Raw genomic sequence first — 23,804 nt, 5'->3', positions numbered from 1 at the left:
ATCGCAATAAACCTCTCGAAAATTGCATTTAACAAATAAGCCTTTCTTCCTCATATTGCAACAACTGGATGGATTGATCCATGAAATGCAAGATTGAGGCGAAGATGAACGATCTCCTTAAGATACCCTGTGTGCTGATGCGCGGCGGAACGTCTCGTGGCCCGTTTTTTTTGGCATCTGATTTGCCGCGCGATCCGGCCCAGCGCGATGCCGCTCTTCTGTCTATCATGGGGTCAGGTCATCCGCTTCAGATCGACGGCATTGGCGGCGGCAATCCGGTCACATCGAAGGTTGCAATCATCGGGCCCTCCAAGGTGAAGGGTGCGGATATCGACTATCTTTTCGCCCAGGTTCGGACGGACCGCCAGTTCGTAGATTACTCTCCCAATTGCGGCAATATGCTTGCGGCCGTTGGCCCGTTTGCCATCGAAGCGGGACTAGTGGCGGCCAAGGACCATGACACGCTGGTTCGCATTCATAATGTGAATACCGGCAAGTTGATCGAGGCCAAGGTGCCCACCCGTGGCAGTGAAGTGATTTACTTGGGCGATGCTTCGATCGATGGTGTTCCCGGCCTTGCAGCACCCATTGCGTTGACCTTCGTCGATTCGGCGGGTGCGAAGACGGGCAAGCTGTTGCCGACCGGAAAGCCTATCGACATCATCGATGGGGTCGATGTCACGGCGATCGACTGCGCCATGCCGATGGTCCTGATGCGGGCTGCTGATCTCGGCATCACGGGGTATGAGGATCCTCAGGCGCTGACAGCCAATCGCGCGCTGATCGATCGGATGACGCGGATCCGTCTCGAAGCCGGCAAGTTGATGGGCATGGGCGACGTGTCCGACATGGTCATTCCCAAGCCTGTTCTGATATCGCCAGCGCGAAAAGACGGAACGATGTCCGTCCGTTACTTCATGCCGAATGAATGCCATCCGGCATTGGCCACCACAGGTGCCGTCGGCATCGCCACGGCTGCCGTTACCGCTGGCACGGTGGCATTCGAGGAAGCTGGCAAACCCAGTGTCCCAACACTCATCCGGATCGAGCATCCGGCAGGACGTCTCGACGTCCAACTTGAACTGCGAAACGGCGCCATTGCGGCCGGTCTTGTCAGAACCGCACGCCGTCTCTTCGAGGGCTTCGCCTTCGCAAAACCAGCAGCCGCGATTGAACACGCAGCATAGACGACGCCATTATGGCACACAGCATAGAGAAAACCGGGAGGAGACCCACATGCGTAAATTTCTGCTAGCAACTGCCGCACTCTGCGCCATTGCAGCCACCGCCAATGCCGAATCCGTGAGAATGAGCGTTGGCTCCTACAACCTCAACAACCTGCCTTTCCCTGTTGCCGCCAGCCTTGGCTACTACAAGGACGAAGGTCTGGATGTGACCACCGAGAACTTCGCTCAAGGCGGTTCCAAGGTGCTTCAGGCGCTTGTGGCTGGCTCCACGGATGTCGCTGTCGGCTTTTACGACCACACGATCCAGATGCAGTCGCAGAACAAGCATGTCGTCGGCTTCGTCATGCTGGCCCGCAACTCCGGCCTGGTTCTCGCCGGCAAGAACGACACGGACTTCGATCCGGCAAAGCCTGAAACGATCAAGGGCAAGAAGGTCGGCATCACCTCGCCCGGTTCGTCCTCGGACTTCTTCATTCGCTACTACATGAAGGAGCATAATCTCAGCGACAACGACATCTCCATCATCGGCGTCGGTTCCGGTGCTGCTGCCGTTGCCGCTCTTCAGCAGGGCAAGATCGACCTGCTCGTCAATTACGATCCGGCTGCGACCATCGTCGTCGAGCGTGGTCTGGGCAAGATCCTGATTGATGCGCGCAGCGATCAGGGCGCCAAGGATGTCTATGGCGGTATCTACCCCACCTCTGTCCTTTACGCGACCCAGGATTACATCGACGCCAATCAGGAAGTGATCCAGAAGGTGACCAACGCCACGGTGCGAGCGCTGCACTGGATGAAGGCACATTCGGCTGAAGAGATCGTCGAAAAGCTGCCGGACGATTTCGTTTCGGGCGACAAGGCGACCTACATCAAGGCTGTCGACGCGGCCAAGGCGATCTTCTCCGAAGACGGCAAGTTCGAGCCGAAAGATCTCGAGACGCCGCTCGCAGTGCTGAAAAGCTTCAACGAGGCTGTGGCCAAGGCCACGATCGACCTCAACACCACCTACACCAACAAGTTCGTCGAAGCCGCCGCTTCGAAACCCGCAAACTGAGGGCCCGTCCATGTCTTCACCAGTCAGAAAGCTAACGCCGGTGGCACAGTCAGAACCCACATCGATGGTTGCCATCGATAATGTGACGATGGCATTCGGTGCTTTCACTGCCGTTCAGGATGTCAACCTCACGGTTGGCGATGGAGAATTCCTTTCCATCGTCGGACCGACCGGCTGCGGCAAGTCCACGATCCTGAACGCAATTGCCGGCTTGTTGAAACCTGCCAAAGGCTCCGTCAGCATCGATGGCGCTGCCGTCAACGGCGTGCAGAACAATATCGGCTATCTCTTTCAGCAGGACGCCCTGCTTCCCTGGAAAACGGCCTATCAGAATGTCGAACTTGGCTTGATGTTTCGCGGCGTGCCGGAAGCAGAACGCCGGGTGAAGGTGATGTCCTGGCTTGAAAAAGTCGGCCTCAAGGGCTTTGAGAACCGCTTCCCGCACATGCTGTCCGGCGGCCAGCGCAAGCGCGTCCAGATGGCGCAGGCGCTGATCACCGAGCCGAAGGTCATCCTGATGGACGAGCCCTTCTCGGCGCTCGATATCCATACCCGTCATCTGATGCAGAACGAGCTTCTGCGCCTATGGCAGGAAGATCGCCGCGCGGTCGTGATGATCACGCATGATCTGGAAGAGGCCATTGCGCTTGGCGACCGTGTGGTGGTTCTGGCCGCTGGCCCGAAGAGCCGCGTGATCGAAAGCTTCCCTGTTGATCTCGAGCGGCCGCGCAATGTCGCCGAAATTAAACTCGACCCGAAATTCATGACTCTGTACCGCGACATCTGGGCATCCCTGCGCGGCGAAGTGGAGAAGAGCTATGCACGCCATTAATATCCGCCTCATTCAGGTTGCGCTTCTGGTCATCATTCTTGGTGGATGGCAGCTTGGCGTATCGACCGGCGCCATTGATCGCTTCTTCTTCCCCGCCCCATTTGACATCGTTAAGCAGGTCGTCACATGGATAGCTGATGCCGGCTTTTACAAGCATGTGGGCATTACCTTGAGTGAAACGGTGCTCGGCTATCTCATCGGTACGGGACTTGGCGTCGCAGCCGGCGTATGGCTTGGACTAAGCCCATTCGTGGCACGCGTGCTCGATCCGTTCATCAAGGCGGTCAATGCCATTCCACGCGTCGTTCTGGCTCCGATCTTCGTCCTCTGGTTGGGACTGGGCCTCTGGTCAAAGGTTGCACTGGCCGTCACACTCGTCTTCTTCGTCACCTTCTTCAATGCCATGCAGGGCGTGAAAGAAGTAAACCCGGTGGTCCTGTCGAACGCTCGTATCCTGGGCGCAAAGCGCTCCGATCTTCTGCGCCATGTCTACTTCCCAGCCGCAGCAAGCTGGATCTTGTCTTCGCTGCGCACCTCCGTCGGCTTCGCAGTCGTCGGCGCCATCATCGGCGAATATCTCGGTGCTTCCGCAGGTCTTGGTTATCTGATTGCTCGCTCGGAAGGCAATTTCGATGCGGTCGGCGTCTTTGCCGGTATCATCATCCTGGCCATCTTCGTTCTCATCATCGACCTTATCCTCGATGTCGCGGAGAAGAAGCTCATCACCTGGCGTCCAAACGCCGCGGAAGAGCGGCCAGCCTGAGATCGCGAACTCGGCAATAGAATTGAAAAGGGGCGGTCGATTGGCTGCCCCTTTTCCATTTAGAAAGAACCGCAGGATCTCTGCAAGCAGCCTCTCATACGGGATATGATTGTCCCAGTGTCAGAACCCATCACCGTGTCGATGATGACAACTACCTTGGGTAGGGCCAGCTTTTTCGCATCCAATCGGAACGCGATCCGCCTTCGAACCGTTGGACCAACATCCACAGCCAGTCGAAAGAGGAAACATCATGAGCATCTTCGGTAAAATCAAAGACGCGATCTTCGGTTCGGCCCATGCCGAGCAGACATCCCCGTCCGCCACGGAACCGACACCAGCGCCTTCATCCATCCCCGAACCCGCCGCAACCACCGCACCGCCCGTCGGCGGCACCGGCCAAGCCGTTCCCTCCACCTCCGGCAGCTCGGCACCTGTCCCGTCGGCGCCAACCTCTGCATCCACCCAGCAGGTCGATGTCGCTTCGCAGCTTGACGCTGCAGTCAAGCGCAGTGGACAACGTCTGGACTGGAAGCATTCGATCGTCGACCTGATGAAAGCGCTCGGCATGGATGCGAGCCTCGCAGAACGCAAAGAGCTGGCGCAGGAGCTAGGCTATACCGGGGAACTCAATGGTTCAGCCGAAATGAACAACTGGCTTCATAAGGCTTTGCTTAAAAAACTATCAGAAAATGGCGGCAAGGTACCCGCAGAACTACTCGATTAAAATTTGGAACCAAACACGCCGCCGCGCATTCTCCCAGTCGAGTGGCGTGGCGGCGCCACCGCTTGCACGTTGACCACGGATGTACTGGCGGCAGATGACAAGCGACAAGAGGTCGGTGCGAATTCGCCCCGGCCTTTTTTGTTTCTGGTATCCAGGATGGAGGAGCTAGCGCACCTATCGATCTCTTCGCACCTATCGCAACGACACGCCCATGAGCATATGTCGTGGCGTGTCCATATGCTCAATGAGGAAAGCTGCCTACTCCCGCCCATCGTCACTCTCGGGACCCTGCTCGCGGTCTCCCGACTGGCCAAAGGGTACAGGCGGCGCGCCTTCGTCATTGTTGGTGATAATGTCTTCGTCCCCGCCGGCCTTGGACGCCAAGTGAGCCCACGTGTCTCCTTGCGATCACTCGGCAGGTTCGGGATGCGCTCGTCGATATCGCGTGACACTGGTTGCTCTTTTTTCCGAAGCGAACCTCGGTAACAGGAGAGTGTTCCGAATCTTAGAATACGATCTACGATCAGGGCATGGTGACGCACCGCCACCCGATGTTTAATCGAGCAACCATCATAGACACATCGGTCCGCCAGCACAGCACCTGCGAAAAAACCAGAACTACTTGGAAAATGAAATGGTGCCCGGAGGCGGATTTGAACCACCGACACGCGGATTTTCAATTCCAATAGCTCCCTATAACCATTTGGATTCACTTACCTCATCCCGATATGCGCTGCTCGTGCGCTAAACTTCACCACTAACATTATTTTGCTGGTGAGCAAGAATTCAATCTAATCAGCCACACTGGACCGATGGCGAAAGAAATCAAACCGAAAAAATTTCGGTTCGAAATATTCAAGGTTTAATACTCGGTTTTGCCATTGCCCCAGTAGTACTCTACTTATAGAACTAATCCCGTGATGTGGGCCCGCCCAGGCGTGCAAATGTACAGCTCACGCTCGAAAAACTCGGGTGCTAAGCTCCACTTACTTTTTGGCCGCGTATTCAGTGCCTTAAACCTTGCATTGAATTTATCGGTGATATCTAAGTTTTGGTACGATAAAAAAGTGGATTTTCTCTATTAGATGCGGCTTTATTGAGCGATGGCCGACCCAGCGTCGCGCAAGATGCATGGGAGACAGACCATAACAAATAAACCAATACGCCGTGCATTTAGGCCTCGCGCTAGATTGCTAGCTCTGCTTGGTGAGCAGCTGATTGACAATGCCCGCCTTGCTGTCTTTGAAATGGTAAAAAACTCTTATGACGCGGACGCGAATTCTGTCGTAGTTACTTTGGCGAATCCCAATACACCCGCAGGGAAGATTTCTGTCGTCGATGACGGTTCGGGCATGACGCTGGAAACACTCACCGGCGTCTGGCTTGAGCCCGGCGCAGATGTGCGGGAGCTACAGCGACATAGGGGTATAAGAAGTCCGAAGTATAATCGGCTTCCGCTCGGGGAGAAGGGTGTAGGACGATTTGCGGCACACAAGCTCGGAAATAAGATCGATTTGTGGACGAAGGCAAAAGATAGCCCTGAATTTCATGTGGGAATCGACTGGAGTGAACAAACTAATCGCCGATATATGGACGAGACGGAAATACTTATCGAGGAGACGGCGGGAGAGTATTTCAAGGGAAGTGAGACAGGCACTCGCATTGAAATAAGCGACCTCAAAGCTGAATGGACTCGCGGAGACATAAGGCGCCTATGGCGCAACGTGACATCGATATCAGCACCATTCTCTACGCAGGACGATTTTGACGTAAAGCTTGACGTGCCAAATCAGAAAGCTTGGGTCAAAGATCTCCTCGGTGTTGGTGACATTCTTGGTGCTGCGATATGGAGGTACGATTTTTCTTTCGCAGAGGGAAAATTTAATTGGGACTACCAATTTAATCCTCCGCCTGGGATGAAAGTGGAAGGTTACAAGCGCAGCGGCGCCGATGAAAACCTACCGCTTCCGAAACGAATTGCCGAATGGCTGTTCGATGAAGAGAAGCTTCCAAATATTGTTCCAGAAAATTTCACCGATGACATTGGGCCTGTCTCGGGTACGTTCTTTGTCTTTGACCAAGATCGAGATGTTACCGTCTTTATAGCTGAACAAAATCAAATCGCGTCGTTCTTGGAAGAGAATGGCGGCGTCCGAGTCTATCGCGATGAAATCCGCGTATACAACTACGGCGAACCCGGCGATGACTGGCTAGGCCTTGATCTTAGGCGAGTGAACCAGCCCGCGAAGGCCATCAGCAACAACAATATCGTCGGCTTAATCAACCTTCAGATGTCCTCTAGCGCGGGATTGAAAGAGAAGACTAGTCGTGATGGATTTGATGATAACGTCACTTATCAACGCTTGAGAGCTATCGTTCTATCTGCCCTTACTCATCTCGAAGGACAACGTTCGATAGATAAAGGGAGGATGAGACGGGTTCTAGCTAAGAACGGTCAGGATTCCCGCATCAATCCCAATTCAGCAATAGCAGATCTCAGACGAGAAGTGGAAAAAAGGTCACTAGGCCCAGAGATTACCAAACTAGTCGATAAGGTTGAAGCGCGGGTACGCGATATGCAAGAGACGCTCTTGCGTCCAGGTGCAACGCAGATGCACGTTGCAACGTTGTTTCACGAGGTTGAACATGGCGTTCGCGCGCTCTACTCGGCAATTAAGCGTGGTGAACCAATTGACAAGCTCGAACAGAGGTCGGGCTCACTGGTGGAATTGCTGGATAGTTTCAGCAATTTCTTCAGAAAAACGCCCGAGGCTCTAGTACGGGTCTCTGAATTAGTGCACACCGTGAGCCAACTCAATTCCGATCGGTTCGATAGACATAAAATAGTATTATCAACGCCTGTGCTGAGCAAGGAGGCGAGCGACTTTGAGCTCAAGGTGCCGAGAAATATTGTTATGGGTGCAATATCAAACGTTCTAGACAATTCGATTTATTGGCTAGATCAAAAATGGCCCAATGATACTAAAAAATCACGTAGAGGCATTCGAATCACCACGAGCAATTATTTTTCAGAAGGGCCTTCTCTAGTAATTGCCGACAATGGACCTGGATATAATCTTGCTCCGGAAGATGTTCTACAACCTTTCATTAGCTTGAAAGCAGATGGAATGGGAATAGGAATGTACTACGCGCGATTGGTAATGGAGGCATGCGATGGCTTCATCGCATTTCCCAGTGCAGAAGATGTTGGTTTGCCAGCTAGCTATGATGGGGCTGTAACTGCATTAGTATTCCGCCAGGGGAAATGGAAATAATGATTGTCGCACCGCGTATCGTAGCTGTAGATGATACAATCGAGCACCTACAAGCTCTAAGGCGTGCGTTTGGTGCTTTAGGGGGGCTTTGCGAGTGCCTCGAAGCTCACGAGGCCCAAGATAGGCAGACTCCCTTCCGGAATGGTGTAAGAGTGCTCTTCATGGACATAAATCTGCTTCCTGGAGCAGGCTTAGATGTAAGCGCTCGTACTTTTTCGCCCATTATGGCAATTATTCGGAAATTGATTTCCCCCGAGAACGGCCCTTATGCTCTGGTAACTTGGACGAATAATCCAAATGCGCACGATGCGCTTTCTAATCATTTGCAGGAGCATCTTGATCCGACGCTGCGACCCAGCGCAACCTTTTGCCTCTCCAAACCTGACTATCTCGAAGACGGACCGAGCCTTATTGAAAAGTTGAAGACGCTACAAAACGAGCTTCCGGGACTTTCTATGTTGCTTGATTGGGAGGCTGCAGTGATCTCGGCTGCAGACCGGGCCGTGTTGGAAATAATGAAATTATCCGAAAGGTTTGGATTAGCAGGCGGGGCTGCAGTTTCAGAAGCTGTCCACGCTGTGAGTCATGCTGCTGCCGGCAACGTTGAGGCTAAAGCCCGCCCATTCCGAGCCTTTACAAATGGGATGTCAGCAGTCTTGGCAGACCGCTTAGATTATAGAAAACCTGACCTCCAAGCTGAAGCTGCATGGCAGCGGATCTTGGCTGCTGCAAATGTCGGCAATCCCAACGATACTCAGAAGGCTGCGCTAAATACATTTTTCCACGTAGAACTTTTAAGCAGCGATGCGCCATCGAGTTTCGGGGTCGTGTATGATCTGAAGTATTCAGATGTGCGACCCTTTCTTGAAGGCCGCTTTAAAAGTAGCCGTGAAGCTCTACTGGCCAACGAGTTCCTCCCGCTTAAGGGGGGAACATTGAAAACTGACGGTGATAAGGCCAAATTCGCCCGTTCATGCAAATGGCGATTCGTGCGGCTAGGAGCGTCGTGCGATCACGCCAATAACAAGACGCGCGTATTAGATGGGGTTTTGGCTGTCGAGGTGCCTGAAGTTTCCTACACAGCTGTAAATCTTCACGAGCGCAACACGTTCAGAGATTTCCCGGATAAAAGAGAATGGCTGTTCCAGACCCCTCCGTTTAAAGGTGCTAAAGGGCGATATAGCGTCATCGCAAATATGCGGTATCGTGTTAGCCTACCGGAGGCTCGGCTGGCAGACCTGAAGCCTGTTATCCGCCTTCGTGAAGCCCTCGCAAGCGAACTAGCGACGCATGTCGCTAACTTCAGTACGCGACCCGGCATTGTTGAGTTCCGATAACGCGACGCACAGATTAGGCGGTTCGCATTTGTATTTCGAATTGGCTAATCGGTAGTTCTTCGGATCCCACAACAAGGCGGCATTCTGGACCCACTAATTTTGTTGCAATATGCCAATAGGTTTGCCCTTCATCTCGAACAGTTGTTTTCATCTTCGGAAGCAGAGGGGAGATAAAATCGAGCGGGAGCACGTATATTTTAGCTGTATCGAGGGCGCCGAGCACGAGATAGCCCGTCTTCGCCTCATCAAGATAAGTCTTTTGAGATTCGTAGAGTGCATACCAATAAGCTTGGTAATCTCTGTCGTAACGCTTTGAAACTGCGACAACCGCACGAACACCGTCATCGGCAGATGTAAACATCGACCGTCTCCGGCGGAGAAGCGGGACATCTAACTTTCTCGAAAGATAATCAGCAGCAATCCCACGAAATTCCTCGATTCCGGCACTAGCAGCACCAGATCCAGTTCTGAGCCTCTGAATTTGTGAATCAGGTGTATCTGTCTCCGAAGTCGCTTGTTCAGGAGGGGTGTCGAGGGCCTGCTCCTCTGTCGCATCAAACATCAGATCAACAATACCATCGACACGGGTGTATTCGACTGGTCGGAGAAGCGCTTTGATGCGAGCAACTACCTCATTCGAATCCGCTTTTACTTTTATCTTTAATAGTCTTATGAGGCTAGCTGCTCCGATCACACGCATGGTCCAGGCGTGCCGCGAACCGCGTATTTGCGCTTCCAGGGAGCCGGTATCCTGTCGGCCAACCACGAAGACGATCGAGCTATTTTCGCCGAGGCGCCCGCTCGATATAAGATCGCTGCGATACCGGTCTATGACGTCGAGTTTGACATTATATGTATCAGTGGTCTTGACCTCTATGACAAACTCAAATCCTTCACCGGCTTTCCAAATTCCATCGAAACCATTTCGACCTTTCGCACCCCGATAAGCACCGGGGTGGACATCAAATTCCAGCCGACGGCCTATCTCGTTGATTATATCTTGGAGTACAAATCCGCTTCCTTCGAAGCCGTCATGCAGGCATTCGTCCGCGAACGCCTCGAGTGTATCAGCGTCCACTTGGCCAAAAAAGGTTCTCAGTTCCTCAGAGCATTGACTATTGTCTTTGACATGTCCTTTGCCTGCCATTGCCACCAGTTGCCATAGGGCTTTCTGGTTCTCAGTGCCGTAGTTGTCTTCCCATATTGAGAGCAGAGACATTCGCTATTTCACACTTTTTTCTGAGCAGTAAATTTAAGCGGACTTAACTAGGTGGAGCGCCGGCCGCGCCGAATTCTCCAAAGCATGCGCCATGCGGAAAGCTAGAAGATGGCTGAGAAATGGCGGAACAGCATTCCCAATCATTTTGAACGCGTCCGTCATCGAGACATTCGAGAATGAGAACCAATCTGGAAATGTCTGGATTCGGGCAGCTTCTCGCACGGAAAGAGTTCGTGGAGCATACGGATGGACAAAGGCGTAAGTGTCTTTGCTCATATGACTGACCATCGTTTTCGAAGGTTTCTTAGGATCCATTCGTGCAAGCCAATCCCCATGCTGACTGTCACGCTTAGCGAGATAAGTGTCTCGAAGAAGGTGGTGATCGTGTCCGAGTTCGGCGCTTATTTGCTCTAGTAGGAGGCGTATGGGCAGCGATCCATCAAGCTTGCTATGTAGCTTGTTGAGATGCTGATCATCAGGGAACCATGTATTTGACCCGGCTGCGGACGACTTGATCAATTCTTTCACGTTCGCCGGAAGGTTGATTATCGCGCTCACTAAGCAACCTAATTCCTCAATGGTCGAAGCACTTTCAGCGCGGTAGTCCATCCAGCGTTTTCCGGGAGATATGAGAGAAAATAGTGCCGCGTCATCCGACCGAGGACTGCGTGCCGCATGAGAGTCCACCCTACGAGTGGTTTTAGCCCGTGCGCCAAATTGAGAGCGGCGGATCCAATCTAGGTATGGAGACTGCGACGGTGCCGTCGGAATCTCGCTTATCTCCGCAAGCTTCTCCATGGCGGCTCGGCTACTCGTTCCATCAGCCGTGAAATAAGGGTCAGGGAGCCCAGCAAGGGCAAGGTCTAGCGAAGCCTCCTGCTGCCGTGGAAGAGCCAATATCCAATTCGCTTCGGCCAAGACTTCGCTTAATTCGCGGCGATCGGATCGAAGCCCGCACATGAAATATCTTATCCGGTTCTGTGGTGCTCCGGCTCTTGCTGCATTCAGAACCGTTGAGGCAACTTGATAACTCGCTTGGTCATCCGACACATTAGCAATAGCCTCTGCAAGCACGTCAGTCGCCGGAAACTCTCCTTTTCCAGCTTTAACGGTGGATTTGAAATGCTGCACGTTTTCAAGAATAAAAGAGCGAGGTCGCAATGCATCCAATATCATAACGTATTGGTTGAACAGCAGATTTCTCGAGTCCCCGGCTTCAGAGCTACTGTGTGCATGCATCTGCGCGTCATGGAGGCTTCTGATCTTTCCTCGTCCAATTCGACTGAACCCCTGGCATGGAGGGCCACCAACCAAAACACTTACCGGATAGGTGCTTTGATAAAGGTCTCTCACCTCTGTTTGGAATAAATCGCCTGAAAATGCCAATAGTCTGGCTTCTAGCCAAACTGCACGCCAATCTATCCATGCTGCTTTAATGGGTGCGAAAGCGTCCGCATCCAATAGATCGCAGAATTCCATGACGCGACGCGCCGAGACCTGAAGTTGCCCTTTGCCTTTGCCTCCCCGCCTGCGTTTCAGTTCTCCTGCCTCGACATCCCATTCGCGTTCCGCCGCAATAATGAACTCGGTTGACGGCGAGGATGATAGGCCTGAAACGTTGTGACGATCATTCCACAGGGTCCGGCGTACTGTGGGAATTTTTTGAGTTAGCCTGGGGAGCTTAAGTCGATCTTGAAATGCGGCAACCGACGTTTGTGAGAGCGCGTCCCGGTTGAAGGAGCTCATCATCTGACGCCATTCTGCCGATTGCCAAACTTCAATGAGCGCATTTTCGAATGCTTGATCGGCCGCGGAAATCACCGCTCGATATTCCGGGAAAGCGCCCCCGCCGATTTCATCTAGACGCCGGAGAGTCGCGTCATCACCTTTTAGAGCTGCCACATGCTGAAGATAGAACGCTAAAAACTCATAGGGGCTAGAGAATTCGGTCAAGTCGAGTTGACGACCGACTGGAAGTTCGGTGTCAGAGAATTTTTCTTTGTTTTTATTCAAGACGGCAACAGGCTCGCGATTGACGTCGATCGCAAGTATCGTTTCAAATTGCTTGCCGTCCTGCAGCAGGTCGAAGCCTAAACTCAATCCACCGCAACCAGAGAAAATATCAACGACCAGCCGAGGTTTCGTTGGAGTGGTCAAAATCAATTTCTCTAGATCATCGGGAGGCAAGATATTTTTGTCACGCTTTTCGATCGAGGCAAATCGTCCGACCGATTTCCGCCCGTTAATCCAGTCTTGGTATTTCAGGGCAGAATCGCTTCGGACGTGCTCTCCCGCTAAATGCTTTCTCAGAGTATCGTGCGATACTCCGATTTGTTTGGATGCCCGCGCAAGGTCAATTCCTCTAAGTTCAATTTCTGCGCGAACTTGTGACATCAGCGAGCTGAGTTTCAACATTTTGGTTTTTCTCTTTTGCGCCACCTGCCGGCGCATGAAGGCGGGCTATTTTAGAAAATCGATCAAACGTTTGGGAATGTCATTATGGTTTGTTTCGCATTCCCAAATTATTAACACCTCCCAACCCAAAGCGGTTAAGTCTGCCATATTCCTTTCGTCGCGCAGAACATTTGCGGTGAGTTTTCCTTCCCACCAATCAGTACGCGTACCCGGCGTCGCGCAATTTTTGCATCCTTGATGGCGATGCCAAAAGCAACCGCGGACCTCCACTGCCTTCTTCCGTGGGCGAAACACAATGTCTGGCCTTCCCGGTAGATCTTTGGCGTGGAGGCGGTAACGGTAGCCGAGACTGTGCAAGAGCTTTCTGATGACCAACTCCGGCTTAGTATCTTTCGCTTTAATCGCCTGCATATTACGCCTGCGGCCAGGTGATACTGGTTCAGCTAAAGCTCGCTTCTCAACCAAATGCACTCCTATAAGTTCTTATCGGGAAAATCGTGGAGGTTCCTCGTACTTCACGAAAATGCAAAGACGATGGCCATTCGTCGCTAAGATGTATAATTTCTGATGTATCAAATTAAGGTAATTTTTGAGGCCAAAAGCAGATGCCGCTAGATATCCGGCGACGAGCTTCATCGGCGTTCGATCATCTGAACGTACACCATTTTAGATTACGTAATGCCACAAGAGCAAAACTAGCGTCCTTGCAAGTACCACTATTCCCGGGGACGTGACCAATGTGACCAGGGGTTCGCATCAGCCTCCAAAGAAACCAGCATATGCCCGGGAAGAGGCGAGTTCGTTCCGTGCTTACCTACCCTGTAGGGAACCATCGTCTCGGTGATCGCCCAAGTCTCGTCGTGCTGTGTCGTATCCTCCGGGACAAAATGGTTGGCATACACCCAGCGGAGACGAGACGTGGAGGGCCGGAAAGAGCGCGCCTCCGAGCGATTTTGCATGTGGCGGAAATAATCCACAAAGTTTCCTGAGTAGCTTTCAATTCCGACGTGGATAGCGCCTGGAATATCCGTTGGCAGCTGGCCTTCTGCATTGGCCAACAGCCTCCTGAAATGCGCCGCTTTCCTCTTGGTCGCCTCTGCCGCGATACAATCCCAAGCGACAACGCTAGCTTGATAAACGGCGTCGGCGTACTCCGGTCTATCCGGCCTGGGCCGCCACTTGGCCGCCATGCTGTAGTCTGCATCAGGCTCGTATCTTCCTGCGAGAAGCTCTATCATGCGACTACCGCCATAATACACGAAATCGCGCGCCATCACACGACGAGTGAGATTCCACTCGACAGGTCGGACAATTCCCTTGGAGATCTCGTCATCCCAGCCATAAGAAAGTCCGCGTGTCAAAACACGGTCGACGGTGGTGATTAGATAATCCTCCGGGATCTGCGACAGCTCGACCTTATAAATCACCTCGACGATATGGGACTCGTACCGATCGAGGCACATTGCGTGAATAGGTTCTGCAAGCTTCATTCCTATGGCACGTTCGCTCTTTGCATACGTTGACGTGACCATGCGTTTGCATTCAATCGCCCAGGTCGTCCGTGGCTTTGAGGCCAAGAGGTCGGGAGTTCTCGCAATCCCCTTCTTCTCGGGCAAGAACTTCACCTCCTTCCAGCCGTTACGCTTCCAGGCCAGGCTCACAAGTAATTCGAACAACGGTCCATCAGGCTGCGCCCTGTCAGATGTCATCATTCGCGCGGCCCGCTCTTCCGCTCCCTCAACGGACAGCATCGACGATAATTCCTTGCCGATGCGGGTGAGGTACGGAACAGCCCGCATTACACCCTCCGGTGCGAAGAACGTCCGGTCTGTTGCGAACGTTTCAGCCTGCAGGATGTACCAAGCGATCGTGTCACTCTTATCGAAGAGTGATGGTCGCCCTCCGCTTCTTTGAAGTTGCCGCGCTCTGGCCAGATATGCTTTGGCCGCATCGAGACGACGCTCGATGTCGTTTCGCGGGACCAGGCCCTTGAGCCAGGCTACGGCCAGCATCAGTTCATCGTCACGCCAGTCATGCCCGGTGCGTGGCGAAATCCAATTGGGATCCCGACCATCCTTGCTCATCGTTTGATCTCCGGGGGGCGAGAGTGATAACCGCAAGCGATCGATCCCCGGATCGCCTCCAGTTCGGTTCTCATACTATAATATTGCTCGTTTGCACCCAGCCGTCCCAGATCATTACCGTCATGTTTTAGTAACGTTGGATTGATCCGGTGGTGTGACCTTGCGGAGCGGATGCCGCGAGATCTGGAAGCAAGGATGCAGACAGCTGTCAATTCTTTATTTCCATACTTAATAAAACACGCATTTTCTTAGATTTCAGGATTTCTGTCCATTAACCTGCTGCATCCGTAGAGCAATTCCCTCCGCGCAATCTCTGCTCGCCCTTCCGTGTCATCGGCAACATAACGAATAGCATGGAAACGCAGCTTTTTGTGAGGGTTAGGTGAAGCAAGCTCGGGTTTTAACGGAAATAGAATTCAAGCGGGTGCTGGCCATCGTCGCGCAGATGAAACATGCCGGACGCAACAGGCTGGCCTTGATGCTCTCCCATCTCGCAGGCTTGCGTGTAGGTGAAATTGCGGCGCTAACCGCGCGCGATGTCTTCGACGGTGAGGGTAAGGTTCGGGAGCAATTGCGGCTTCGGGCTGAAACCACCAAAGGCGGCCATGCTCGGACGGTCTTTTTGAATGAACGGCTGCGCCGCGAGATCGAGCGTTTCAGCATGGATCGGCCCGAAAGCGGGGATGCTGATGCGCCGTTGCTCCTTACACAGAAGCGCACACCCTTTTCCGCGAACACGCTCTGTCAGTTGATGGGACAGATTTATAAGCTGGCCGGGCTTGAAGGGGCGACATCGCACAGCGGTCGCCGCTGGTTCATCACCCGGCTTGCACATTCCGGGGTCAGTCCGAAGGTCATCATGACGCTTGCCGGTCATCGAAACCTCACCACCACTCAACGCTATATTGATGTGCGGGACGACATGATGAAAGCCGCCGTCGATTTACTGTGAGGTGAAGCATGCCTCATCTCATTGTTTTCGCTGTGGTCGTTCTGTCCACCTGGGCAGGTGGCGGCTCGTTCTCTCACATGTTCGGCTCGTTCTATATCGTGATCCTCCTCGCGTTGGTTGTCAGCGGCGTCATTGCAATCCGCGTGACCGCGTGGGCGGGACTTGGCGCATATTGCTGGCTGATTGTCGTCGGGCTGATAGGGCTTTCCTATATCCTCGGAGCGACCTTTCGGTTTTGGGCGCTTGATCTGCCTACATACAAGCTCACTGAAAACGTGCCGATCAGCGTAGAGATACTGCGCGACAACGGTCAAGTGACGGGTGCCGTCCGCATCACAAATGTAGGCAAAGACCCGATGATCTCCGCCAACGTGGCGTGTCGCATCTTTCACGATAACGGAGAGCCGGTCGCTAAGCTGTTCAGCGGTGGGTTTGGCCGGTTGGCGCAACTTGATACTGGATACGGCACGACGACACTTGTGGCGACGTCCACCGATTTCAAACGGTACCGCAGCGATCCGAACCTTATGAAATGCTGGCCGACAGACGCGACGTTCGTCGCGCCATTGCCATTCAAGCTTGAGCTGCGCTTCGAACGGAACGTTAAAGACGGCAGGACTGATTTTTACGTGACGAACCGCGATCAGGTTCCGTTGAAGAACATACAGTTCAATTGTGTCAACGACCGGTACGAGCCTATGAAGGTAACGGCCTATCCGGCATATCAGCCGAACGGCTTCGCCAATACGATCATAGATGTGGGAAAGACCGTGAAATTCGTTTCAGACAGCGCGGTGTGGAATTTCCATGGTTGTCGAGTGTCGAATGCGACAGAGGCCGACTGATGCCAGGAAGGGCCGTAACACAGACACCCATAAGCGGGCATAAAGGCGCTGCCTTGGTTTGTCCGTTGAGAGCCGTTCAAGGAGCATTTGAACAACGAGTTTTCGTTGATACTGCTGACTTCGGCACAGCAGATGTTCTACCTCAAGCTCCTTGATACGACGATCTGTTGACTTGGTATCAAGCTCAAGGCGCTCAAGCAGCGAACGGAATACTGCTTCAGGAACCTGTCGCTCCCGCGCACTCATTGAGGTGAGGTAGCTCGCACCTTTGCCCAGCATCTCAGTTGAAAACTCTGTTTTGCTTTGCACCAGCCCGGCACCTGATAGCCGTTGATACAGCGCCTCAAGCAATTCGACATCCAGCACCATAATACGCTCCTTCGAAGACCTTCCTCAGCGCGCCGCCGTGTGCTGCTGAGGCATAAATAACTCAGTTATTTATCAACGGTCGCTGCTGAAGCAGCAGCAGGGAGATGGCATGACACAGAACAATCAAAAACTGCGCCAACAGCTACGCGACAACTATGTTAAGCTGGCTAAGCAGATGGAGCCAAATGCATTCGTCACCTTGGCGACGAACGACACTGGTGAAATACTCGAAATGACCAGGCTCATCGGCAAGTTTTGCGGAATGATGGATCGCGAAATATGCGGGCATAAGTTTCACACCTACCCTACCAATAAACGGACCAACGGAATCTTTGTCATCGAGCATACGAAGACCAACATTCATGCCCACGGACTGCTGAAGTTTCCAGACGACCCAACGGTTGACCTTCCGCTCCTGACGGCACGTAAATGGAACATTTTAACAAAGGCAGGGACAACGAATTTCCAGCCGATATATGACGTTGCTGGCGTCGCTGGCTATTGCACCAAGGAAATGTCGAACTTTTCATTCAACGGCGATCAAGTCGTCGTCGCCGGTCAGTTTATGAAGCATTGAACCATAGATGCGCGTAAACCCGTGTGGCCACGCCTACGTTGCATTTACACGCATTGCATATCTCCAACGTTCTTGCTGCTTCAAACGAGTGGCAATGGAATTCTACCAACAGATGATAAGGTTCAATGAGACCGAAAATATCTTCGAACGAAGATATCGAGCATGATATGTTTCAAAGACGATGGCTGCTCAAACATCAACACATTCAAAATCCCACCAAGGTTCGACCGGACCAAATTTTCCCCACTAATCTTTTTAAAAGAAACACGTTGTTATCCTCAGGACGTCACAGCGTTCCCCTCAATCCCAGGCCATACGGTTTAAGTGATGACTTCGAAAACCCGTCGCATTCCAGGTATTTCGCCCTATAATCCTCATTCTTCAATCCTGTCGCGCTCGATCTACCGCAACGTTGCCGATAAACGTGATCGCTTTCATAACGATGAGAATCCGCCTGATGCTGGCAGCGCGGTTGAGTTTTTAGATCGTATAGAGCCGCTTTACGACGCCGGGCGATATAGCGCGGCTATGTCGAAATCCGGACGGACTGCCTTACCGGGTAGCGGACAGAAAATGTCGCGCAATTACCTCTTCTGGTTTCAACTCCTTCGGTCCGATTTTGATTCTACCGTGAGTCCTCGTTCTGCCGATCAAGTCACCGAGCATATTGCAGGCGTGATGCGAGACGGCATGCTACCTAATGAACGCAGGATTGTTGACATGCTTGAGCAGCGTTTGGACGAACGTATCCCGCGGCCTATCAGCGACGAGACGTTTCAGTTCAACAAAACCCTCAAGGCAACAGAGCGTTATAGACTGGCCGATCAATACTTCACGGCGGATCGAACCCTTCCAGCCGCGAAGCGTCGTGCCTCTATGTCCTTTGTTAAAAGGCAAATTGTTTGGCGCGGGTCCCAATCGTTAAACGCAAGTCAGGCCCTGTATTTTCTTGAGCTAGACCTACACCGGAAGTCGCCGATCGATCTCAGAAAGCTCGAAGTTCGCTATCACGCCGATTGTCTGCCACAATATGATGTACTCCCGTTGATCGCGTCGAGAACCGCCCGCATTGCTATCTGCATAGCGTCAGTAGAGAGTGTCGCGAAACGCAGCTCGCTCTATCGGCTTGACTTAGTGCAGGCGGCTTTGGTGGCCCGAAAGTACAACGCGTTTCTTGCTGCACAAAAAACAGCCATCGCGCGAAAAGGTAGAAATCCTCCTAAGCATCTAATATTAAAAGATTATATGCGACTTATCTAGAGCAATCAGCAAAGATTTCACCGCACTTCTCGGTGAGATCAGCGTCATGCTTTCGGTCATCCTAATGGCGGTTCAAACAAGCCAATAAGGAGTTTATGACCATGGCCGAAAAGACAAGTAAAACCCGCGCAACGCTTCCAGCCGAGTCCGAAGGATCAATAGCAACTGCGGAATCTGCAGCGGCAAGCCCAAATCATGCCGCAGAAGCGAACGCGGCTCCGCTAGAGGCAATAACGTCCGCTACTCAGTTTCCATGGGATGAATGGTCCCATGTGCGCCGCACGCTTGGCCAGGACAGTCAGAGCGAATTCGAAGGCTCGCGCGCAAAGCTGAAAGATGCGGCTGCCATGTTGGCAATTGAGATTGCCAATCGTACAAATTACGACTGGGCCGGGGAAGCTGCCGACTTGATGCTCGATGTACCGAAAAGCGGGCACAAATACATGGCGGCGACAGTGGCCACTTTCGGCGCTCGTGCCTCTGACGACAAGGCAAAAAAAGCCCGTTCTGCTTTCCTTGATCGGATGGCGCTTTCGGTCGAGTGGCTTGCGGCGCGCGTGATGGCCAAGCCGGATGCCTATCCCGCGGATGAAGCCGGGATCGAAACGCTCGTGAAGCTTATTGATGAAAAGGGCGGAATGGCGAGAATTGCTGGTCTGCAAAGGGATCTTAACGGCGGCAAGAGGCAACCTGCTAGGCGAACAGCAAAGATCGCGCTCGATCCAGCAACTGTGCGCAATGAACGAATTGAGCGAGCACGCAAGCAACTGGAACAGGGCAAGCCGAGTGATGGCGCCGTGGTCAAGCTCGGCTTCATCTACGAAGATGGCTCCCAAACGAGCGTTGGTGTGACGCTCGCTGCCACGGACGAGCGGCTGGAGCAGGCGCTGCTCGACATGGAAGTCATTGACCCGTTGGTGGATCGCCTTGGCGAATTGCTTCAGGCTGGACAGATGGTTGCCGAAGAGGAAACGACGGCTTTGGCAGACCCTCTTGATGATCCAGAAGATCCTGAGCACGGTTTTCGCAACGCATTTCGACATTTTGTGTTTGTTGATGGTGAACCGGTCGTGATTTCTCCGATACTTGTCAGTTCTTCGGTTATCGTTCGTGCAACACCGATTGTAGGGTTGTTTTCGGAGGTACTCGACGCTCCTTGCCATCTTCGTACTCGCGAACGCAGGATCATGGAAGCCAACATCGCTGACCGCGAACGCCGTAAGGTGTTCTCTGGAAAGGTTTCTTCAGCTGGAAAGACTTCGGGCGTCTTCCGCTTTGAGGTGAAGACAGAGGCTGCGGCTGATGAGAAGGACAATGGGCGGAACGTCGGTGTGCTTGTTGAGCCCCTGCGTTCTACTCAAGGCAACCTGCCGCTCACTATTGATCTGAAGCGGCTCACCCCTTCTATCGAAGGTCACATCAGCCTAGTAGCGTGGAAAAGTCGCCATGACGGGTATGTCGCGATTGCGACAAAGCCTGTGGGTAAAGCGGCGGGCATACGACAGAAGCATAGTTTGAGCCCGACGTCCTGGAAGATTGTTTCGTCCAAAAAGGACGATGCGAGGGACGTGACCGGAACCGGGTTGGTTACTGACGTCGAGGTGATGGCTGGTGACTTCTACCGGGTCAGCCAGATCATTGCGACGCTCCCTGTTATTGGTCAAATCACGGTGAGAGCAGAACGCCATACAGGGCTCTGCTTAGCGTTTGCGACACAACACTTCAGCTATGAGGTGTACATCCCAGCGTTGACGACTAGCGGCGACCGTACCGCCGCGCTTGTCGCACCGTTTAAACTTCCCAATAGCCCATGATTGCTAAAGATGGCGCGGGTTCTACCCGCGCTGCCATTCGCTAATCTTTTTAAAAGACAGGATGCCTAGTATGCCAACCGATCTCTCCGTCGGCACGGAAAACCATGCCCTTTTTCTCCCGGCTATCAACGAAACCTTTGCGCGGTTTCCCATCCAGTATTCAGAGCACGCAGTCCGCAGGATGCCTGCGGGCCTGACCCCTCGCGACCTGAACTATCTCGATCCCGCAAGCTCCTTGTTTCATTATCATGCAGGCCTGCATAGTGCGGCTTTCGGCGTCTACGAGGCAAACGAGACGATCATCTCGAAACGGGATCGAAAAAGCACAATCATTGTTGGAGATAGCGGCGGCTTCACCGAGATCAACAACGGCCTCAAGGAACCTTTGCAAACGTTCCGTCCGAAATCTTTGGCATGGCAAGAGCAAAATTGCGATGTCGGCATCATTCTTGATGTCCCGACGCGAGCCCTTGATATCAAGGGCGGGAAGTACCGTAGCTTGACGGACTGTTTGGACGTAACGCTGGACAGTATCCGCTATGCGATTGAGAAGCGAGCGAATTCCGATATGCGCTTGCTTAGCGTCATGCAAGGCCGCGATCGGAAAGAAGCGCGGATTTGGCAGAAGGCCGTCGCGCCTTACCAGTCAGACCTTGAAGGCATTGCCCTTGCGGGCGCAATGAAACTTGATCTCGCTCTGTGGGCAGAATTGTTTATAAAAATGCGAGATAACAAACAACTAGATGGCCTGCGCTGGATTCATGTTCTCGGCACCGCGCAACCAGGTGTTGGCGTCATGCTAACTGGCTTGCAAAGGGCGCTCCGCAAGCATTTGCGCGCCGATATTACGATTAGCTACGACAGCTCGCTCGCATTCAGGATTGTGCAGGTCAACAAGCAGATCACGACCGGCATCACTTATGACCGGCAGGATATGCGGTTCTTGCGTTATCACTTTCCTGATCACTGGTCCGCGCTGGATCGGCAGGCACGGTTTCCGTTTTCAAGCCCGCTTGGTGACCGAGCAACGATCGGAGACTTCAATCCGGCGAATGCCAACAGCGCTACGGGCTGGGACACGCTAGGAATACAAATGCTGTCTCACCATGAGGTCTTCAAGGAGGTCACTGCGCTGGCCGAGGTCAATCGCTTGGCCGAGGCGGAAACCAGTACCAAGGGCCAAACCCCTTGGCATATCCGGCAAGCGTGGGCGGGATTCGATGCCATATTTTCAAGCCAGACGCCCGTGACTGAGATCGCACGATACAAGCGTTTTCTCGGACACTACAGTGCAAGCAGCGGCTTGGAGGACGACGACCGTTGAGGTCGTGTCTTTGCCAAAACCACATCCAAACCCATCCAAATCGAAGGTTTACCAATGCCCACCATCGACAAGAGCTATGGAAGCATACCCGTCACATTCCCTGACACGCCGCACCCATCGGGCGGCCTATTCGCAGCCTATATCGTTTCCTTCATGCCGGATGATCCGCAACATCGGATCGCACGGCGGCTCGATATCGAAAAGCAACTTCGTTGGTGGGAGCTGATGACCGATATCCCTGTTCACGTCATCGCCTCCAACTGGCAACCGCTTGCCCTGAAGAGTGCGCCGGAACTTGGTCGTTTAGCGGCGCGTGGCGGTAGTGTTATCAACGCGCCTGCGCAATCCGTTGTTCTCAATCGGAATGCTGCTCTCCAAGCATTCTACGCAAGTGACCATCCTTGGGGGATCATCATGGACGATGATGCTATTCTCTATGATAGCCCCAACCATAATAGCGGTGCAGCATTCTTTTCGGAAATGGCAAAGAATGCTTCCAGCGCCTATGACGACATCGACATGTTCTTCCCGATTAATCCGGGAAAGCTGCCGGGGCAGAACACCATATGGTCTGCTGATCCGGTTTTGTATCGGGACAATCATGTGTTTTCCGGCAACCACGACCTTAAGGGCAGCATTTTCATTGTCAGGAACTTCAGGCTATCGGACAGGCCTCAAATTCTTACTCCGCCGCATACCGGACTTGGGGAGGACACTTTGCTTGCGATGGAGGCTGTTAGCAAAGGCTGCACAGTCTATCGTTGCGAAAACATCGTGCTAAAGGAGTTTTCAGGTAAAAGCCATTTTCGCCACACAAGAACTGAAATGAAGAAGGGCAACGAGGTCATCGCGACGAAGTACGCGGTTCAAGGCCTTCGTATGGGATCGGAACATTTACTGGATCGCCGCGACTTTTTGAGGAGCTGCCTGTCGGGTCGTCCGGATCGAGTTGTCGTAGCAAAACCATAGGCGGTGCACGCTAGAATCCATAATCCTCGTAGATCGTCCGCCCGCGAAGCTGTTCCATCTGTGTATGCTCTCGACATTGCTGGTCGAAGATGCGGGAGATGACTGGCGTAGGCTGTGGCGACGAGAGCGACGGAACAGTGTCGGAAAGGTCCAGTTCTGATAAGTCAGGCGTATCGAGAATGCGCCCGGTATTGGCCGCTGCCTTGATATAGGTGCTGATCGGGAAAGTTGCTGTGAAGGTCTCATCCCGAACGAATTCGATGCCAAGCATTGGGCGTAGCGCCATGATATCGGAAATCCACAATGGCTGAAACACAGGCTTGCCATCTGCGAGATTGTGGAGAGCATCAACGGCATGACCGCAAAAACGGCTACGGGTCAGCAACATAACGGCTTGCCCTGTCGGATCATAAAGGCGGGCAACCGGCGGGAAATCCGCGTCCGGTCGCGCATGCCAATAAGGCGTCGCATCAAGGTCCTTGGAAAGAGCCGTTGATACCGTCCCGGCCTGTCTATCTCGTGGACGGTGACGGTTTTGCCATCATTGAGCGCAAATAGCATGATCGCACGCCAGGACAGGGGTGATAGATAGCTGCGGCGGTGAGTAACCCCGTCTATTTCGTAAGCGAGGTCCAACGATGATCTCGTGGCCTTTTGTTTATGGAAGGGGAAAGCACCCACATGCATTTCGGTCATGAATAGCAGAGCCAGATCGATCCGTGCCTGCTCTGCGTCCTTCTGATTGTCGTTGTCGCCGTGGCGGCGCGATCTTTTTTGCTCTCGCATGTGGCTCCCGCTTCTGTTCCG

At 53.0% G+C, this 23,804-nt stretch carries 21 protein-coding genes and 1 pseudogene; 14 read left to right on the top strand and 8 right to left on the bottom strand.

The annotated features are described in order from the left end of the window. Positions 1-104: 104 nt before the first annotated feature. The 5 genes from QE435_RS15975 (at position 105) to QE435_RS15955 (ending at position 4,557) form a co-directional block, all read left to right on the top strand. On the top strand, positions 105-1,187 hold the full coding sequence (locus QE435_RS15975) for a 4-oxalomesaconate tautomerase (RefSeq protein WP_309773135.1): 1,083 nt from the start codon (positions 105-107) through the stop codon (positions 1,185-1,187). 49 nt (positions 1,188-1,236) lie between these two features. Next, entirely contained in the window at positions 1,237-2,238 is a 1,002-nt protein-coding gene (locus QE435_RS15970; RefSeq protein WP_349041982.1) for an ABC transporter substrate-binding protein, read from the top strand. A gap of 10 nt (positions 2,239-2,248) precedes the next feature. After that, positions 2,249-3,070: an ABC transporter ATP-binding protein gene (locus QE435_RS15965; protein WP_349041981.1), complete on the top strand. Its 822-nt coding sequence runs from the start codon at positions 2,249-2,251 to the stop codon at positions 3,068-3,070. After that, positions 3,057-3,833: an ABC transporter permease gene (locus tag QE435_RS15960; RefSeq protein ID WP_306930928.1), complete on the top strand. Its 777-nt coding sequence runs from the start codon at positions 3,057-3,059 to the stop codon at positions 3,831-3,833. Before QE435_RS15965 ends, QE435_RS15960 begins: the two co-directional genes overlap by 14 nt. 250 nt (positions 3,834-4,083) lie before the next feature. Further along, positions 4,084-4,557: a DUF3597 domain-containing protein gene (locus QE435_RS15955; protein WP_349041980.1), complete on the top strand. Its 474-nt coding sequence runs from the start codon at positions 4,084-4,086 to the stop codon at positions 4,555-4,557. Positions 4,558-4,815: 258 nt separating this feature from the next. Here QE435_RS15955 and QE435_RS15950 read toward each other — a convergent pair whose 3' ends face one another. Then, positions 4,816-4,941 (bottom strand): hypothetical protein, encoded by a 126-nt coding sequence (locus QE435_RS15950; protein WP_349041979.1) that lies wholly within the window; start codon positions 4,939-4,941, stop codon positions 4,816-4,818. A gap of 806 nt (positions 4,942-5,747) precedes the next feature. On the opposite strand from QE435_RS15950, the gene QE435_RS15945 reads away from it, so the two are divergent. Both QE435_RS15945 and QE435_RS15940 read left to right on the top strand, forming a co-directional pair. Further along, entirely contained in the window at positions 5,748-7,832 is a 2,085-nt protein-coding gene (locus QE435_RS15945) for an ATP-binding protein (RefSeq protein ID WP_349041978.1), read from the top strand. Positions 7,833-7,993: 161 nt separating this feature from the next. Further along, the gene (locus QE435_RS15940; protein ID WP_349041977.1) at positions 7,994-9,169 is read left to right on the top strand and encodes a hypothetical protein; all 1,176 of its coding nucleotides are present in this window, start codon (positions 7,994-7,996) and stop codon (positions 9,167-9,169) included. 13 nt (positions 9,170-9,182) lie between these two features. Here QE435_RS15940 and QE435_RS15935 read toward each other — a convergent pair whose 3' ends face one another. From QE435_RS15935 to QE435_RS15920, 4 genes are all read right to left on the bottom strand, one after another. Next, complete coding sequence (locus QE435_RS15935) at positions 9,183-10,388, bottom strand: hypothetical protein (protein ID WP_349041976.1); 1,206 nt, start codon at positions 10,386-10,388, stop codon at positions 9,183-9,185. A 33-nt stretch (positions 10,389-10,421) separates the two neighbouring features. Beyond that, the gene (gene dcm / locus QE435_RS15930) at positions 10,422-12,803 is read right to left on the bottom strand and encodes a DNA (cytosine-5-)-methyltransferase (protein ID WP_349041975.1); all 2,382 of its coding nucleotides are present in this window, start codon (positions 12,801-12,803) and stop codon (positions 10,422-10,424) included. 45 nt (positions 12,804-12,848) lie between these two features. Further along, entirely contained in the window at positions 12,849-13,274 is a 426-nt protein-coding gene (locus QE435_RS15925; RefSeq protein WP_349041974.1) for a very short patch repair endonuclease, read from the bottom strand. A 245-nt stretch (positions 13,275-13,519) separates the two neighbouring features. Further along, positions 13,520-14,887 carry a hypothetical protein gene (locus tag QE435_RS15920; protein ID WP_349041973.1) on the bottom strand — a complete coding sequence of 456 codons (1,368 nt, stop codon included), beginning with the start codon at positions 14,885-14,887 and terminating at the stop codon, positions 13,520-13,522. Positions 14,888-15,269: 382 nt separating this feature from the next. Between QE435_RS15920 and QE435_RS15915 the strand changes: the two genes are divergently transcribed. Both QE435_RS15915 and QE435_RS15910 read left to right on the top strand, forming a co-directional pair. Next, the gene (locus tag QE435_RS15915; RefSeq protein ID WP_349041972.1) at positions 15,270-15,839 is read left to right on the top strand and encodes a site-specific integrase; all 570 of its coding nucleotides are present in this window, start codon (positions 15,270-15,272) and stop codon (positions 15,837-15,839) included. A 32-nt stretch (positions 15,840-15,871) separates the two neighbouring features. Continuing rightward, the gene (locus QE435_RS15910) at positions 15,872-16,684 is read left to right on the top strand and encodes a hypothetical protein (RefSeq protein WP_349041971.1); all 813 of its coding nucleotides are present in this window, start codon (positions 15,872-15,874) and stop codon (positions 16,682-16,684) included. Here QE435_RS15910 and QE435_RS15905 read toward each other — a convergent pair. Next, positions 16,622-17,053 carry a hypothetical protein gene (locus tag QE435_RS15905; protein ID WP_349041970.1) on the bottom strand — a complete coding sequence of 144 codons (432 nt, stop codon included), beginning with the start codon at positions 17,051-17,053 and terminating at the stop codon, positions 16,622-16,624. The two genes, QE435_RS15910 and QE435_RS15905, sit on opposite strands and share 63 nt — an antisense overlap. 109 nt (positions 17,054-17,162) lie before the next feature. On the opposite strand from QE435_RS15905, the gene QE435_RS15900 reads away from it, so the two are divergent. From QE435_RS15900 to QE435_RS15880, 5 genes are all read left to right on the top strand, one after another. Further along, positions 17,163-17,630 carry a hypothetical protein gene (locus QE435_RS15900; protein ID WP_349041969.1) on the top strand — a complete coding sequence of 156 codons (468 nt, stop codon included), beginning with the start codon at positions 17,163-17,165 and terminating at the stop codon, positions 17,628-17,630. A 327-nt stretch (positions 17,631-17,957) separates the two neighbouring features. Beyond that, a complete protein-coding gene (locus QE435_RS15895; protein WP_349041968.1) occupies positions 17,958-18,890 on the top strand; it encodes a hypothetical protein in 933 nt (310 codons plus the stop codon). 101 nt (positions 18,891-18,991) lie between these two features. Continuing rightward, positions 18,992-20,704, top strand: a complete 1,713-nt coding sequence (locus tag QE435_RS15890) for a hypothetical protein (protein WP_349041967.1) — start codon at positions 18,992-18,994, stop codon at positions 20,702-20,704. A gap of 70 nt (positions 20,705-20,774) precedes the next feature. Beyond that, positions 20,775-22,028 carry a hypothetical protein gene (locus QE435_RS15885; protein WP_349041966.1) on the top strand — a complete coding sequence of 418 codons (1,254 nt, stop codon included), beginning with the start codon at positions 20,775-20,777 and terminating at the stop codon, positions 22,026-22,028. A gap of 54 nt (positions 22,029-22,082) precedes the next feature. After that, positions 22,083-22,997, top strand: coding sequence for a hypothetical protein (locus QE435_RS15880; protein ID WP_349041965.1), 915 nt, complete (start codon positions 22,083-22,085; stop codon positions 22,995-22,997). A gap of 10 nt (positions 22,998-23,007) precedes the next feature. Here the strand turns inward: QE435_RS15880 and QE435_RS15875 are convergent. After that, positions 23,008-23,388, bottom strand: a pseudogene (locus QE435_RS15875) (DUF2958 domain-containing protein); the annotation flags it as partial. Then, a complete protein-coding gene (locus tag QE435_RS15870; protein ID WP_349041964.1) occupies positions 23,376-23,783 on the bottom strand; it encodes a hypothetical protein in 408 nt (135 codons plus the stop codon). The pseudogene QE435_RS15875 and the gene QE435_RS15870, both read right to left, overlap by 13 nt. Positions 23,784-23,804: the final 21 nt, after the last annotated feature.

This window comes from Agrobacterium sp. SORGH_AS 787 (assembly GCF_030819035.1).
Classification (GTDB): domain Bacteria; phylum Pseudomonadota; class Alphaproteobacteria; order Rhizobiales; family Rhizobiaceae; genus Agrobacterium; species Agrobacterium larrymoorei_B.
The sequence above is the reverse complement of the archived record's forward strand: the minus strand, read 5'-3'. Positions and strand labels throughout refer to the sequence as shown.

Bases quoted from the DNA above. Each gene is read 5' to 3' on its own strand.
- QE435_RS15890 (WP_349041967.1), top strand. From the start codon at position 18,992: ATGGCCGAAAAGACAAGTAAAACCCGCGCAACGCTTCCAGCCGAGTCC.
- QE435_RS15905 (WP_349041970.1), bottom strand. From the start codon at position 17,053: ATGGTGCTGGATGTCGAATTGCTTGAGGCGCTGTATCAACGGCTATCA.
- QE435_RS15895 (WP_349041968.1), top strand. From the start codon at position 17,958: ATGACTTCGAAAACCCGTCGCATTCCAGGTATTTCGCCCTATAATCCT.
- QE435_RS15960 (WP_306930928.1), top strand. From the start codon at position 3,057: ATGCACGCCATTAATATCCGCCTCATTCAGGTTGCGCTTCTGGTCATC.
- QE435_RS15940 (WP_349041977.1), top strand. From the start codon at position 7,994: ATGGACATAAATCTGCTTCCTGGAGCAGGCTTAGATGTAAGCGCTCGT.
- QE435_RS15970 (WP_349041982.1), top strand. From the start codon at position 1,237: ATGCGTAAATTTCTGCTAGCAACTGCCGCACTCTGCGCCATTGCAGCC.
- QE435_RS15880 (WP_349041965.1), top strand. From the start codon at position 22,083: ATGCCCACCATCGACAAGAGCTATGGAAGCATACCCGTCACATTCCCT.
- QE435_RS15975 (WP_309773135.1), top strand. From the start codon at position 105: ATGAACGATCTCCTTAAGATACCCTGTGTGCTGATGCGCGGCGGAACG.
- QE435_RS15885 (WP_349041966.1), top strand. From the start codon at position 20,775: ATGCCAACCGATCTCTCCGTCGGCACGGAAAACCATGCCCTTTTTCTC.
- QE435_RS15965 (WP_349041981.1), top strand. From the start codon at position 2,249: ATGTCTTCACCAGTCAGAAAGCTAACGCCGGTGGCACAGTCAGAACCC.
- dcm (WP_349041975.1), bottom strand. From the start codon at position 12,803: ATGTTGAAACTCAGCTCGCTGATGTCACAAGTTCGCGCAGAAATTGAA.
- QE435_RS15955 (WP_349041980.1), top strand. From the start codon at position 4,084: ATGAGCATCTTCGGTAAAATCAAAGACGCGATCTTCGGTTCGGCCCAT.
- QE435_RS15900 (WP_349041969.1), top strand. From the start codon at position 17,163: ATGACACAGAACAATCAAAAACTGCGCCAACAGCTACGCGACAACTAT.
- QE435_RS15935 (WP_349041976.1), bottom strand. From the start codon at position 10,388: ATGTCTCTGCTCTCAATATGGGAAGACAACTACGGCACTGAGAACCAG.
- QE435_RS15870 (WP_349041964.1), bottom strand. From the start codon at position 23,783: ATGCGAGAGCAAAAAAGATCGCGCCGCCACGGCGACAACGACAATCAG.
- QE435_RS15920 (WP_349041973.1), bottom strand. From the start codon at position 14,887: ATGAGCAAGGATGGTCGGGATCCCAATTGGATTTCGCCACGCACCGGG.